The sequence below is a fragment of the Sphingobacterium sp. UBA6320 genome (assembly GCF_002440335.1).
In the GTDB taxonomy this organism is placed as follows: Bacteria; Bacteroidota; Bacteroidia; order Sphingobacteriales; family Sphingobacteriaceae; genus Sphingobacterium.
Map to the genome: position 1 here is coordinate 220,335 of NZ_DJTA01000022.1, position 14,892 is coordinate 235,226.

The 14,892-nt window shown below is 37.8% G+C and carries 14 protein-coding genes; 9 read left to right on the forward strand and 5 right to left on the reverse strand.

Going from position 1 to position 14,892, the window contains the following annotated elements; all coding sequences use genetic code 11:
- Nucleotides 1–33: 33 nt before the first annotated feature.
- The 4 genes from B3P23_RS14650 to B3P23_RS14665 form a co-directional block, all read right to left on the reverse strand.
- A complete protein-coding gene (locus tag B3P23_RS14650) occupies nt 34–627 on the reverse strand; it encodes a YceI family protein (RefSeq protein ID WP_248753223.1) in 594 nt (197 codons plus the stop codon).
- A gap of 134 nt (nt 628–761) precedes the next feature.
- Entirely contained in the window at nt 762–1,343 is a 582-nt protein-coding gene (locus B3P23_RS14655; RefSeq protein ID WP_094772487.1) for a Crp/Fnr family transcriptional regulator, read from the reverse strand.
- Between the two features lie 24 nt (nt 1,344–1,367).
- A complete protein-coding gene (locus B3P23_RS14660; protein ID WP_293927470.1) occupies nt 1,368–2,075 on the reverse strand; it encodes an FkbM family methyltransferase in 708 nt (235 codons plus the stop codon).
- Nucleotides 2,076–2,145: 70 nt separating this feature from the next.
- Nucleotides 2,146–2,790 (reverse strand): YiiX/YebB-like N1pC/P60 family cysteine hydrolase, encoded by a 645-nt coding sequence (locus B3P23_RS14665; protein WP_293927473.1) that lies wholly within the window; start codon nt 2,788–2,790, stop codon nt 2,146–2,148.
- Between the two features lie 59 nt (nt 2,791–2,849).
- Here B3P23_RS14665 and B3P23_RS14670 point away from each other — a divergent pair, with 59 nt between their 5' ends.
- From B3P23_RS14670 to B3P23_RS14695, 6 genes are all read left to right on the forward strand, one after another.
- Complete coding sequence (locus B3P23_RS14670) at nt 2,850–3,368, forward strand: hypothetical protein (RefSeq protein ID WP_248753226.1); 519 nt, start codon at nt 2,850–2,852, stop codon at nt 3,366–3,368.
- A gap of 176 nt (nt 3,369–3,544) precedes the next feature.
- Nucleotides 3,545–3,838, forward strand: a complete 294-nt coding sequence (locus B3P23_RS14675) for a hypothetical protein (protein ID WP_248753227.1) — start codon at nt 3,545–3,547, stop codon at nt 3,836–3,838.
- A 2-nt stretch (nt 3,839–3,840) separates the two neighbouring features.
- Nucleotides 3,841–4,215, forward strand: a complete 375-nt coding sequence (locus tag B3P23_RS14680; protein WP_248753228.1) for a hypothetical protein — start codon at nt 3,841–3,843, stop codon at nt 4,213–4,215.
- Nucleotides 4,215–5,357 (forward strand): glutathionylspermidine synthase family protein, encoded by a 1,143-nt coding sequence (locus B3P23_RS14685; protein ID WP_293927478.1) that lies wholly within the window; start codon nt 4,215–4,217, stop codon nt 5,355–5,357. The genes B3P23_RS14680 and B3P23_RS14685 overlap by 1 nt, the downstream gene beginning before the upstream one ends.
- Before the next feature lie 261 nt (nt 5,358–5,618).
- Entirely contained in the window at nt 5,619–6,512 is an 894-nt protein-coding gene (locus tag B3P23_RS14690; protein WP_293927481.1) for a Fic family protein, read from the forward strand.
- A gap of 501 nt (nt 6,513–7,013) precedes the next feature.
- Nucleotides 7,014–7,460, forward strand: a complete 447-nt coding sequence (locus tag B3P23_RS14695; protein ID WP_248753230.1) for a DoxX family protein — start codon at nt 7,014–7,016, stop codon at nt 7,458–7,460.
- 104 nt (nt 7,461–7,564) lie between these two features.
- Here B3P23_RS14695 and purL read toward each other — a convergent pair whose 3' ends face one another.
- On the reverse strand, nt 7,565–11,239 hold the full coding sequence (gene purL, locus B3P23_RS14700) for a phosphoribosylformylglycinamidine synthase (protein WP_293927484.1): 3,675 nt from the start codon (nt 11,237–11,239) through the stop codon (nt 7,565–7,567).
- Nucleotides 11,240–11,615: 376 nt separating this feature from the next.
- On the opposite strand from purL, the gene pheT reads away from it, so the two are divergent.
- The 3 genes from pheT to B3P23_RS14715 are packed head-to-tail and all read left to right on the forward strand — an operon-like array spanning nt 11,616 to nt 14,703.
- Nucleotides 11,616–14,012: a phenylalanine--tRNA ligase subunit beta gene (gene pheT / locus B3P23_RS14705; RefSeq protein WP_045754169.1), complete on the forward strand. Its 2,397-nt coding sequence runs from the start codon at nt 11,616–11,618 to the stop codon at nt 14,010–14,012.
- A gap of 36 nt (nt 14,013–14,048) precedes the next feature.
- The gene (locus tag B3P23_RS14710) at nt 14,049–14,357 is read left to right on the forward strand and encodes a hypothetical protein (protein ID WP_045754170.1); all 309 of its coding nucleotides are present in this window, start codon (nt 14,049–14,051) and stop codon (nt 14,355–14,357) included.
- Nucleotides 14,358–14,412: 55 nt separating this feature from the next.
- Nucleotides 14,413–14,703 (forward strand): cell division protein ZapA, encoded by a 291-nt coding sequence (locus tag B3P23_RS14715; RefSeq protein ID WP_045754171.1) that lies wholly within the window; start codon nt 14,413–14,415, stop codon nt 14,701–14,703.
- The last annotated feature ends 189 nt before the right edge of the window (nt 14,704–14,892 follow it).

Sequence of the window (14,892 nt, forward strand, 5' to 3'; positions counted from 1 at the left end):
AAAGGCTATTTTTATTATTATAAAAAATTATTTTTAGTTCAAGACCAATTCTGTGTTGACAGTGATGGCTACATTTGCAGATACTGCTTCTACACCTGAAGGTAATTTATCATTATATTTCATTCCAAAATCAAAACGGTTTATAGTCGTTTTAGCTGTGAAACCAGCACGTGTTTTTCCCCACGGATCGGTAATGATTCCACCATTTTGAGTAACCTCAAAAGTCACTTGTTTCGTCACATCTCTGATGGTCAGATCAGCTATTAATACATATTTTCCTTTTTTGCCCGGTTTAAAAGAAACAGATTTCAATTTCATTGTCGGGTATTTTTCCGCACTGAAAAAATCATCAGATTTCAAGTGGCCGTCACGCGCATCAACACGTGTATCAATACTGTTGACATCAATAGTAAAATCTATTTTAGCATTATTAAAGTTTTCTTTGTTAGGAGCATCGATTGTGCCCGAAACTTTGGTAAATTCACCATCAACAAAACTAATACCGAGGTGGTTGACATCAAATCTGGCATTCGTATGTGCAGGGTCTGCTGTCCATTTAACCTGTGCTACGGCGCCATTGATCATTAAGGCTGCAGCTACTACAATTTTGAAAAAATTATTCATCATCTTATCTTTTATCTTTATTTAACAGCAAGGTGGTATAAATTGTTTTTATGATCCACAAACCAGCTGTTTGATTTACTTCAACAAAGATCAGCAATAGAAAGCTTTAAAAAATTGATCTACATCAATAAATAGCTTTATTTGCCCGGTTTGAGGATTTGTCTTTTCAATCGACTTAGGAACTCTTGGGTCACACCAATATACGATGCCAACTGCAAGTTAGAAATTCTGGGATATATTTTCGGGTAGCGCTTTATAAAATCCAGATACCGCTCTTGCGCTGTAAATCCCAGTGCTGCGATGATGCGATGCTGAGAAGCTACCTGAGACCGCTGTGCCATAATGCGAAATAGGCGTTCAACCTGCGTGCAGTTAAGAAACAGCTGTTCCTTTTGTTCTTTGGAGATGATGAATACTTCTGAGTCCTCCAAAGCCTGAATATATAATTGAGCCGGTTCTTGCTCATTGAAACTTGCAATATCCGAAATCCACCATTCCTCTATCGCAAAATATAAAATATGCTCTTCGCCATTAGGAGTTAAGTAGAAAATCTTAAAACAACCTTTTTTGACAAAGCCTTCAAAATTACAGATCTCTCCGGCACGGAGAATAAAACTTTTTTTCTTGACATGAGTGGAGGTATAGCTGGAGGTGATCTGTTCCAGCTGTTCATCCGTTACGGATATTCTTTTTTTAATATATGCTCTAAAAATTTCCATGTAGTGATTAAGTCTGCGATACGCTTAGTCAAGGACCTTTATAAAAGAAATCTCCTCTAAGGTATCTGAAACTCCAAAAATTTGGTAGCCGTGGCGGTGTAATGAATCTAATAGTAATTGCGTTTTCTCCATTCCATTATCAAAAAAACGTTCGTGTATTTCTAGTAAAATTTGTTTGACTTGAATGGATGAATCTAAGATACTATCGATCACGCAATATTCCGATCCTTCAATATCCATTTTCAATACATCGATATAGGTATGGTCATTTTCCGATGCGATATCGACGATTGATTTCATCTGTACTTCCACCATGTTATGCTCATCGACATTGGGATGGTTGATAATAGAACCAGATACATGATCTTTATTTTTAGGCAGATTGAAATGTGTTATTCCCGTTTTATTGTCCAATCCAACAGGATGAAAATGAAATTTTGGCGAAAGATCTGTCCGTTGTGCTATCCATTCAATGGACTTTGGGGTAGGATCATAACCAAATACATGACAATTGTGTTTTTGTATCAGGGTATCGTCAAAAGAAGTATCTTGTCCTATGCCAAACGAGTAGACTATAGAATCAGCATCTAACAGTTCGGGATTAACGTAAAATCCACCGTACGAATTACCGTACCATACATGAGGGCATTTATGCTCGATTTTAAAGGATGTTATTTTTCCAGAAAGTATTTTATACTGCTTCTTTAACGTATTGATCAGGCTTTGCCTCATATAATTTCTATCTTTAATGGTGCTTGTAAGTTACGATAAAAATTAATTTTAAATGAAATCGAAATTTAATTTACAGCGTGAGATCGCCAATTTTTACTAATTTTTCCGATGCCGCCAGTCCGTTAGGATTGCAACCCAATTCTCCTTCAGGCACTTCCAGTCCCTGCTTCTGATAAAAATCTCTCCAAAAACTGTCGATTTGACCTGTCGCTGGGTTTATAAAAGTCATGGGTTCTAAATGAAAAATATGCCCATGGCGAAAAGCTCTCTCGATAAAGTCGGAACAGTAAAAACTGCTGTCGTTCAAGATGTAGCTCCAATTGTACGGTTTTCCCAGCAGCAGTTTTGCTGTGGTAATGGCTTCTGGTATCGTATGTTGATACGCTTCCTTTAGACGGTAAACCACTAAGTGGTTATGCTCTTTTTTTTGAGTCTGGTAGAAACTGTCAATCCCTTCACGGATAGATCCTTTTTTGGAACTTGCATGTAAGACAAAGAAATTGCCCTGATCATATTCCAAGAGTCCAATATGGTCAAAAGAACTATTTGTATCACGTTGTGTGACCCGATTGATGGCACCAGACAAATGCTCCTGTTCGGCTTCGACAAAAATTAAATCACCATTTTTAAGGTTGGTCAGTTTCAGATGCTGGGCGAAACCCAATGAGCTGATCAGAATCAATAAAATACCTAAAACTACGGATTGTATTTTCATGGCCTAAAGGTACAAGCTATTTGATAGAAATAGATTCATTACCTAAAAATAAGTGTCTAATGAGAGAATCTTTGTATCTTTGCAAGATGGGAAAAATGTACAATGATGTGGTGGAGTTATTACCAGAACTGATTCATTGCTTCAATAATCATTTGATGTTTGATAGCTTAGAAGAAGAAGATGTAATTTCTTTTCTTCCGATCGAAGATGAGGAGGTTGCACGAGAATTTGTCGCACACACCAATAAAGTTTTAGCCGATCATTTTGAAGTAGAAGATGGTGAATTATGTTATCCGGAGGATAGTTATCTCGATAAGATAGATAACCCTATTTTCTTTTGGAAAGATTATTTAGGCTGTTTTTTCAATTTTGAATTGGTGGAGGATTTATTAGAGCGAGAAGATATGAAAGGGACTAGTTTTGGGACATTCCGTATCACTCAAATTGCCTATATCAATGAGGTGAACAAACGCATTAAAAAAAGACGTCTGAATGGAATCAACCTCGAATATCGGGTGATCCCTACGCCGTTAGATAGCCATAAACACTGGAATCGGACATACGATAAAGAATGTTAATTTTTGTCGTATCAAGGAATGGAGAGGATGTTCATATCCATCTGACCTTTTTGGTCTAGGTATCTTATCCTAATTTCTTACTTGATGCGGATGTCAGCTAAACGTATAGGCATAGCGTATCCAGTTCATGGTTAACAGCTCTTTTTAAGTATCTTTATACACAAAACTCAATTGAAATGAAATATATTTTTTTCGGATTGTCAATCTCGATATTGATGAGCTGTTCCGAAGCTAATCAAGAAAAACCATTAGAGCAATTGGATAAGAAATCAGCACGTGAAGTTGTTTTGGTTACGGAGACAAAAGGCGATTCGGTTTTACATATCACCAAACAGCATATTTGGTTTAATGGTGAAAAGATTGCGGACAAAAGTGATACCATCATCACAGCTAAGCGCGTCAATACCTGGAGTGTGGGAGATACAGCTCAAACATTGAGTGAAGTACCGATCTATGTAACTGTTCAATAAATATGAGAAAAAAAGCATCTTCAACGATCAAGTTGGTCCTGATTACTTCCGTATTGGCTTCATGTGGTCAGCAGCCTGTTGCACCAGCAGAGGAAACGAAGCAACGCGTTTTTATGCGTGCCGATTCTACAGCACCTTACACCGAAGTGACCAAAGATTATCGCGATCAGCACCGCACAGGAGGAGGGATGGGCTCATCACTTTTATGGTTTATGGCTTTTAGACATATTGGTGCAGGTCTGGGCTATTCAAATAACAATCTGAACCCAAGTTCTGTATCGGGTACCAATGCAAAGAAAGCGGCTGCATATCAAGCAAAGAGAGGTGGATTTGGCAACACTGCAGCGTCATCTCAGTCATCTTCTTTCGGTTCATAATGAAACTCAAAAAGCTCACGATCGATCCCAATTGGAAATCCAGATTGACTGCCATCGGATATGGTTATCATACGGACAACGATGAACCCTATTGGATCGAGGATTATTATTACGAGATCACCAATAGCGAAGCGGATACCATTTATCAAGCAACGGCCGAAGTGTGGGACATGTGCCTCAAAGCGGTTGAACACGTGATGGCCAACAAGCTATATCATCTCTTTCATATTCCCAGTCATATGATACACCATATCGAACAATCGTGGGAAAATGAATCTCCCTCGATTTATGGTCGCTTTGATTTTGCATACGACTCGGTCAAAAGAAAATTGAAGTTGTTGGAATTTAATGCCGATACACCAACCTCTTTATTTGAATGTGGAATCGTCCAATGGAACTGGAAAAATCATTATTTTTCTGAATCTACCGATCAGTTCAACAGCGTACATGAGCAGCTTATAGCGAGCTGGAAAGAGATCAAACCCTATCTAAAAGGAGATGTACTTTACTTTTCATGTGCGAAAGAAACATTAGAGGATTTGACCAATGTTGAATATTTGAGGGATACCGCTATTCAGGCAGGTATACAGACACAATTGATTTATATCGATGATATTGGTTGGAATGGTCATGCTTTTATAGATTTGGAGGGTGAATCGATTACCTCCATTTTTAAGTTATATCCCTGGGAGTGGATGGTTCATGAAGAGTTTGGCCATCATATCGTAAATGATATCCATAGAACACAATGGATAGAACCTTCATGGAAAATGATCCTTTCCAATAAGGCGATTTTACCCATTTTGTGGGAATTGTTTCCGCATCACCCCAACTTATTGGCTGCCTATTTTGAGCCCCAGAGAACGCTTAAAAATTACATCAAAAAACCGATCTTATCGAGAGAAGGTGCCAATATTGATCTCTACTATGATAAAGAACTGATCTATGCGACGCCAGGGGATTATGGACAGGAAGGTTATATTTATCAAGAATTAGCTACTTTACACAAAGAAGAATCTGGTTTTTCTATTATAGGAAGTTGGATTATTGGGCAAGAGCCCTGTGGAATCAGTTTTCGGGAGTCTACGATGCCCATCACAACGGATAAAAGTCGATTTGTACCACATATCATCAAGCATTAAAAACCTCGATATTTTTAGCATTAAAACCATTGCCACTGCTTATATCTGAAAAGGGTTAATGAAGTAGTGCAGGCACAAAAAACGCGCATAATCGGAGTTTTTTAAATTGAGGGCAATGATATCTATGGATGCGAGGCTATTTTATTCCTCCATATATTTATCATTTAAACTTCTTAACACTTGCCGCTATCGGCAATAAAATCACTGTTTAAAATACTTTTTTATTGTATATTTGCCGATAACGGCATTTATCATAAAATTATGAATTATATTTCAGTAAGTGAATTTGCGAAAAAATGGAGTATTCCAGAAAGAACTATTCGTAATTACTGTGCTATAGGCAGAATTAAAGGAGCATTCTTAACTGGTAAAACTTGGAATATTCCAGAGGATGCTCTGATATCTGAAAAAGGGCGTAAGAAAAAAATCAGTGACAACATTTTACTCAATCATCTGAAAGAGCAAAAACAAATGAAGCTGAAAGGCGGAATTTACCATCGTACACAGATCGATTTAACTTATAATTCGAATCGTATTGAAGGTAGTAAACTAACCCACGATCAAACTCGATATATCTTCGAAACCAACACCATTGGAGCATCTACAGAAAGTGTTAATGTCGATGATATTATAGAAACAACAAATCATTTTCGCTGTATTGACTTCATTATTGATAAAGGTAAAACCAAGCTGACAGAATCTTTAATTAAAGAATTACATTATCTTTTAAAGTCAGGTACTTCCGATAGTCGAAAAGATTGGTTTAATGTTGGTGAATACAAGAAACTTCCGAACGAAGTTGGGGGCAATGAGACTTGCCCTCCAAAAGAAGTTTCAATTAAAATGAAAGAATTGCTTTCACATTATCATGATATTGAAAAGAAAACTTTTGAAGATATTATCGATTTTCATTATAAATTTGAAGTAATCCATCCTTTTCAAGATGGTAATGGTCGTATTGGTCGTTTGATTATGTTTAAGGAATGTCTAGCCAACAATATTGTTCCATTTATAATCGATGAAGAGATCAAATTGTTTTATTACAGAGGCTTACAAGAATGGACAAATATAAAAGAGTATTTATTAGATACTTGTCTTACCGCTCAGGATCATTACAAAACTATTCTTGAATATTTTGAAATTGAGTTCCAATAAATTAAGCGTGACCATGCTCATAATTCTTTTTTAAGGCATTTATAGAGTTGATTTTTTTAACTTCACTTTATACCTACTATATGGAGTACGCTTTTGAGTCAATTTAACTAGTTCGCGTCTCCAAGCGGAGCCTGATTACAATCCTTGCAGAAAGTGGATTAAAAAGACCCTTTATTTATTTTTTCAGATTACCGAAGATTTCCTCGTATTCTTCAAATCGATGTGCCCTTATGGGTCTTATATAAGGTTCCGTATTAAAATACAGTAAGAGGCATGGCGCTATTTGTTTATACTTGTCCACATACTCATACCTGATGAGTTCACCATTGTTAATACGCTGTTTAATTTTATTGTGATAGGGATACATTTCTTTCCTTCGCTCAGGTGGACAATATACTGGATCTAATTGATATGAAGGTAATGAGATGTCAAAAATGATAAAAAACAAAAACGGTTATGATTTGTTCTAGTCATAAATACCAATAAGAAAAGGAGAATATTATGAACCTTATTCACAAAATCGAACACTGGGGAGATACCCATCATCCCAGATGGATAGATTACCTACGGATATTAGTAGGTATTTTGATCCTAATCAAAGGACTTAGTTTTGTAGGCGATCTTGATCGCGTCAGTTCCTTGGTGCAGCAAGTGAATTATACCATCTATATATGGGGAGGTGTGCACTATATTGTTTTTGCTCAAATTGTCGGTGGTTTGTTTATCATTTTTGGTTTCCAAACCCGATTAGCGACAATTGTCTTGTTGCCCATTTTATTTGGAGCGGTTTTCTTTATTAACTTAACAAATGGATTTAGTTTTTTAAACGGGGAACTGTGGCTATCTGTTGTTGTCTTGCTTATGCTCATATTATTTCTGGTGATGGGATCGGGTAAATATTCACTAGACAATTTGATGAATAAACCAGGTTACAACAGGGAAATTTAAGCAGAGTTACCAACCACATGATCTAAACATGTATATCGTGAAGGATATAAAAAAACCTCCTGCAATTTTTTGCAGGAGGTTTTTTGTCAAGATGTTATTGTAAACTATTTTTTATTTTCTGCGATCCAGTTGCGCGCATTAACAAAAGCCTCTAACCATGGCGTAACTTCATCTTGACGTCCTTTTGGATAGTTAGCCCAATTCCATTGGAATGTAGAACGCTCAATATGTGGCATAGTGACCAAATGGCGACCCGTTTTATCGCAAAGCATTGCTGTATTATAATCAGAGTCATTTGGATTGCCAGGATATGCTTCGTAAGCATATTTTGCTACGATTTGGTAAGCGGACTCCTCCTGAGGCAAATTGAATTTTCCTTCACCATGTGAAATCCATACCCCTAACGTTGTACCCGCTAAGGTTGATAACATGATCGAGTTATTTTCTTGAACGGTAACCGATACGAAATTGGACTCATGCTTCTGTGAGCTATTGTGGATCAATTTACCATGAACCTCATGTTCAGGATTGATCAATTCCAGTTCCATAAACAATTGACATCCGTTACAGATACCTACTGACATCGTATCAGGGCGGTTGAAGAAATTTTCTAACGCTGTTTTAGCTTTTTCATTATATAAAAATGCACCAGCCCATCCCTTTGCTGACCCTAATACATCAGAATTGGAGAACCCACCAACAGCACCGATAAATTGGATGTCTTCTAGGTTTTCGCGTCCCGAAATTAAATCCGTCATGTGGACATCTTTCACATCAAATCCTGCTAGAAACATGGCGTTAGCCATTTCTCGTTCAGAGTTGGAACCTTTCTCACGGATAATAGCCGCTTTTGGTCTAGGCTTTGATTGGTCTAGTGCAGGTTGCAATCCCGTGAAATGATTCGGGAATACAAAATTCAATGGTTGATTTTTGTAATTGTTATAACGCTCTTGTGCCGTTCCATTTTTAGATTGTTTTGAATCCAATAGGAAAGAAGTTTTATACCAAGTATCACGTGTTTCGATTACATTGAAAGTAAACGTATCCGCATTATTTTTAAATGAAACTTCCGTGCCAGCGATCGCTTCACCAATTTTCACCGCTTCAATTCCAGCCGCAGTCAATGTGCTTTCAAAAATAGCATCATCTTTTGCTTGTAAAACAACAGCGATATTTTCATTAAACAACGCTTTTACCGTATCAGCCTCACCTAAGCCTGACAAATCATAATTTGCAGCTAAATCAACGTCGGCAAATGTCAATTCCAATAAAGTCGTGATCAAACCACCAGAACCAATATCATGACCTGCTTCAATTTGTCCTGCTTTAATTAGATCTTGGATGGTATTAAATGCTGTTTTGAAATAAGCTCCATCTTGAATCGTTGGCACTTCTTTACCAATTTTGTTTAAGATCTGAGCAAATGAAGAACCCCCTAATTTGAAACTATCTTTTGATAGATTGATATAATAGATCGATCCCGCATTTTTGTTTAATACAGGTTCAATAACTTGTGTAATATCGGTACAATTACCAGCTGCAGAAACAATCAAAGTACCAGGCGCGATCACATGGTCACCGTTCGGGTATTTTTGTTTCATCGATAGCGAATCTTTTCCGGTCGGGATATTGATTCCTAATTCTAAAGCAAAATCAGAACAAGCTTTTACAGCTTTATATAGACGCGCATCTTCACCCTCATTGTTACAAGCCCACATCCAGTTTGCCGAAAGTGATACACCTGCAAGGCCATTTTTAATAGGAGCAAACACTAAGTTTGACAAAGATTCGGCAATAGCCGTTCTACTTGCAGCTGCTGGGTCGATAATTGCTGCCACAGGAGAGTGCCCTACAGTAGTGGCCACACCTTCCTTACCTTTATAATCTAATGCCATTACCCCAACGTTATTCAGTGGTAATTGCAATGGACCGACGCACTGCTGTTTCGCTACACGACCACCAACACAGCGGTCTACTTTATTGGTTAACCAGTCCTTAGATGCCACTGCTTCCAGTTGTAGGACTTGATTTAAGTAAGTTGGAATATTTTCGGTACTGTAGTTTACATCTTCATAATTTCTGACAATTGTCTTGTCGCTCATGATTGTTTTTGGAGACGAACCAAAGAAATCTTCCAAGGCATAATCCATTGGTTTTTCACCCGTTGTTTTGGATTCGAAAGTAAAGCGGTGATCGCCCGTTACATCACCCACGGTATACATCGGTGAGCGTTCACGGTCAGCAACACGTTTTAATGTTTCGATATCTTTTTCACCAATGACCAATCCCATCCTTTCCTGAGATTCATTACCAATGATTTCTTTCGCCGAAAGGGTAGGGTCACCTACAGGTAAAGCGTCCAAATCAATTAAACCTCCAGTTTCCTCAACAAGTTCTGAAAGACAATTTAAGTGACCACCTGCACCATGATCGTGAATAGATACAATTGGATTATGATCAGATTCCACCATACCACGAACTGCATTTGCAGCACGTTTTTGCATTTCTGGATTTGAACGTTGAATCGCATTCAACTCGATGCCCGAACCGAAAGCTCCTGTATCTGCAGAAGAAACGGCTGCTCCACCCATACCGATACGGTAATTTTCGCCACCTAGAATAACAATTTTGTCACCAACTTTTGGCGTATGTTTCTTAGCCTGATCCAATTTACCGTAACCAATACCACCAGCCTGCATGATTACTTTGTCAAAACCTAATTTGCGCGCATCTTCTTCATGTTCGAATGTTAATACCGAACCTGTGATCAAAGGCTGTCCAAATTTATTTCCAAAGTCGGAAGCACCATTTGATGCTTTGATTAAGATATCCATCGGAGTTTGGTACAACCAAGGACGTTCTTCCATCGCTTGCTCCCAAGGGCGGTTTTCTTCCAGACGAGAGTAAGAAGTCATGTAAACGGCAGTTCCAGCCAAAGGTAAAGAACCTTGACCCCCAGCTAAGCGGTCGCGGATTTCACCTCCAGAACCCGTTGCGGCACCTGAGAATGGTTCTACGGTCGTTGGGAAATTATGTGTTTCCGCTTTTACGGAAAGAACAGAATCAAATTCCTTTTCAGCATAAAAATCAGGTTTATCTGCCGATTGTGGTGCAAATTGTGTGATCCGTGGGCCTTTAACAAAAGCAACGTTGTCTTTATATGCCGAAACGATCTCATTAGGATTGGTTTCGGATGTTTTCTTAATCAGTTTGAATAATGAAGTCGGCTGTTCTTCGCCATCGATAATAAATGTACCGTTGAATATTTTGTGACGACAGTGTTCGGAGTTTGCCTGTGAAAAAGCAAATACTTCAGAGTCGGTCAACTTACGGTCTAGTTTTGTCGCTAAGTCCGAAAGATACTGTACTTCCTCCGGATTTAAAGAAAGGCCTTCTTGTTTATTATAAGCATCGATATCCTCAATTTCCAGAATAGATTCTGGCGCAATATCAATGGTGTACATTTCTTGTGTCAATGCCTCATATTTTTGAGAAATCATTGGATCGAAATCATGAAAATCAGCTTGTACTTTTCGGAATTCTTCTATTCGAATGATGCCTTCAATACCCATGTTTTGGGTGATCTCCACAGCATTTGTACTCCAGGGAGTAATCATAGCTGCACGAGGACCAACATAATAATCGTTTAGAGTTTCTTTTTCGATTTTGTTAGCGTTTCCAAATAGCCAGTTTAGTTTAGAGATATCATTGGTAGATAAATCTTGTAGGGTTTGCACACCGTAAACGATGTCGCTTGGGTTCACAAAGAAATGAATCATTATAACTGTAAGTTTTTGAACGTTCTTCAAATTAAAGTACAAATTTACGTTAATCCTTTGACTTATCGGGAATCAAAAGTCTAAATAATCGTAAAATTTATTTTTCTGATACCGTCATCTTATTTTCCCTTAAACTTGATCTATTCGACCGGTCGATATGTTGACTAATTTAAGGTGTTTGCATGGTAAAATCAGAAAAATATACGCCTCCTGATGTATGGATTTCTACTATAAAAGTGAAAATAATCCAATTGATCGACGATAAAAACACACAAGGGCTGAGGCGAAAACGATAAATATGACTTGATAACACTGCAATTATATTGCGAATCAGAGCAAATTTATCTAAGTTTGTGCGTAAAATCAGATTCTAAAAATGAATATTTCATATAAGTGGCTTAAAGATCATATTGATATCGATACCAAACCAGAGGAGTTATCTTTAATTCTAACGAACGTTGGGCTGGAGGTAGAGGTATTAGATGTGGTGCAAAGTATACCTGGAGGATTAGCGGGATTGGTCATCGGCGAAGTGAAATCTTGTGAACAACACCCCAATGCAGATAAATTGAAAGTAACGACGGTTGATGTCGGTCAAGCAGATTTATTACACATTGTGTGTGGTGCTCCAAACGTTGCAGTAGGTCAAAAAGTGATTGTCGCAACGGTTGGTTCCACTGTTCACCCAACAAGTGGCGAGCCCTTTAAAATCAATAAATCAAAAATTCGTGGTGAAGTTTCTGAAGGAATGCTTTGTGGTGAAGATGAAGTTGGCTTGGGCAATTCACATGCCGGCATCGTCGAGTTGCCATTGGATGCTCAGGTAGGTACACTTGTTAAAGATTTTTATCATATAGAGGACGACTATCGTTATGAAATTGGTTTAACACCAAATCGTGCAGATGCAGCTTCACACCTTGGAGTGGCTCGTGATATTGCCGCTTTCTATAGAAAAGAAATGAAAGCTTCTGATCTTTCTTTATTTAAAGAAGGAACAGGGATCAACACGGAGGTTGTTGTTGAAAATCATGCAGGAAGTCCACGTTACTCAGGTATCAATATCTCAGGAGTACAAGTAAAAGAATCCCCTGATTGGTTAAAGGAACGCTTGAATGTCATCGGTATCCGTCCGATTAACAATATTGTAGATGTTACGAATTTTATCTTGCATGATCTTGGACAACCCTTGCATGCCTTTGATCAAGACAAGATCGCAGGTAATAAGATCGTTGTGCGACAAGCAAAGCAAGACGAGCTGTTCACGACATTGGACGCTGTAGAGCGCAAACTATCCGCAGAAGATCTTGTTATTGCCGATGCTGAAAAGCCAATGTGTATTGCTGGTGTTTTCGGTGGTGCTCATTCAGGTGTGTCGGAGTCTACGACAAATATATTTTTAGAGTCCGCCTATTTTAATGCCGTTTCTGTTCGTAAAACAGCGAAACGTCATCAATTAAAAACAGATTCTTCATTCCGATATGAAAGAGGAACAGATCCGAATATCACGGTAAATGCACTCAAAAAAGCAGCTATCCTGATTCAAGAAGTGGCTGGTGGACATATTAGTTCGCAGATCACAGATCTTTACCCATCAGAAATAACACCTTTTGCTTTTCATGTAAGCTACCCTAATGTACGTCGATTGATCGGTCAGGATATCCCAGATGAGGAGATCAAATCGATTATAGTAGCCTTGGGTATCGGTATCGAGCAAGAATCAACCGATGGTCTGGATGTTTTAGTTCCAGCTTACCGTGTAGATGTCACCCGTGAAGTGGATGTTATCGAAGAAGTATTGCGTATTTATGGATATAATAACGTGGAATTAAAACCACAGATCAAATCTTCCTTAAATACGTCTGAAAAGCCAGATAAAGAAGTTGTTTTAAATCAATTGGCAGATCTGTTAATTGCCAATGGTTTTAGAGAGACCCTTTCAAACTCGTTAACAAAGTTAGATTATGCAGATGACGAAGCTACAGCTGTCCGTCTATGCAATCCGCTGAGTTCAGACTTGGATACCATGCGTCAAAATATGTTGTTTTCTGCTTTGACAACGGTTTCATACAATCAAAAAAGAAGAAATTCGGATTTAAAAATCTTTGAATTTGGAAAGACTTATGCGATTGATGGCGAAGGGTACAAAGAAAAGCAGCATTTGTCTATTGCTATCAGTGGTAAACTGGAAGTGGAGCAATGGAACAACAGCAAACAATCTGTTAATTTCTATAATCTCAAAGCGGTTGTTGATCTGATCTTAAAAAGATTAAAAATCGAAGGACTTCAATTGGAAGATGCGCCTGCCGATCATTATGCCTATGGCCTCAGTTATTTGAAAGGTACAAAAGCATTGGTCACCTTTGGTGCGGTATCCACTGCAGCATTGACAAAAGCGGATGTAGAAGGACAGGTGTTTTTTGCAGATTTTGACTGGGATCAACTCTTGAAGATCATCCGTAAAAATGTCATCAAATTTAAAGAGGTATCTAAGTTTCCTGCTGTGAAACGCGACCTATCGCTGTTAATTGATGAAGCCGTTACCTTTAAGCAACTGGAAACAATAGCGTATAAGACCGAGCGTAAACTGTTGAAAGAAGTCAAAGTATTTGATGTTTATAAAGGAGATAAAATTCCTGCGGGCAAAAAATCTTATGCTTTAAGTTTTATGATCGAAGATGATGAAAAAACTTTAATGGACAAACAAATTGACGCAATAGTTCAAAAATTAATTCTTAACTTTGAGAAAGAAGTAAGCGCAGAAGTGCGTGGTTAATTTGAATAATAAGATTTAATTGTATAAATTTAATATATGGCAGCATTATCTTCACAAATGAATATTATCGTTGAGAAAACGAAAAATTTAATTCAAATGTGCGAAGTCTTGCAAGAAGAGAATGATTTACTTAAATTAGAGGTTCAATCACTTCAAGTTGCTTTTAATACGTGTAGCGATAAGAACAAGCAAATGGAAGAACAGATGAAAGCAATGGCAGTTGCTCGTTCTTTAGATAGTTCTGAAGCTGACAAAGATGCAATTAATGAAAAAATACTTGACACAAAGCAAAAAATTAACGATTTTGTGCGAGAAATAGACAAATGTATTAGTTTGTTGAAGTAAGTCGGTCGAGTAGCATAAGGATAACTTACTAATACAACGTAAAGCTCAAATAACAATGGGAGAGATTTCCATCAAAATAAATATCGCTGATCGCGTGTATCCGCTTCGTGTAGATATAGCAGAGGAGGAAATTATCCGCCATGCAGCGAAATTGATTAATGAAAAAGTAAAAGAGTTACAGGATAGTTATACTGTTCGTGATAAGCAAGATTTATTGTCGATGTGTGTGCTTCAATATGCAACAGGAATGTTGAAAGCGGAGCGACAGGTACAGACACAAGATCAAGGTTTAGAGCAGTCGGTTCATGAACTGGATCAACTATTATCTAATTTCTTTACAAAATAATCGTTCTTTATAGCGCTTTACTAAACGAATTTGCCGCAATTGAATTCGGGTTGTCACTATTTTAAACTTAACGCTTCAATATTACAGGCGAAAAGATGTAGGTCATTTTGCGTAAGCCATCTGGACCATGATCATAGCCTAATTATGTATATTAGAAGTTTAATAATATTAGATACCCGGTATTTAATT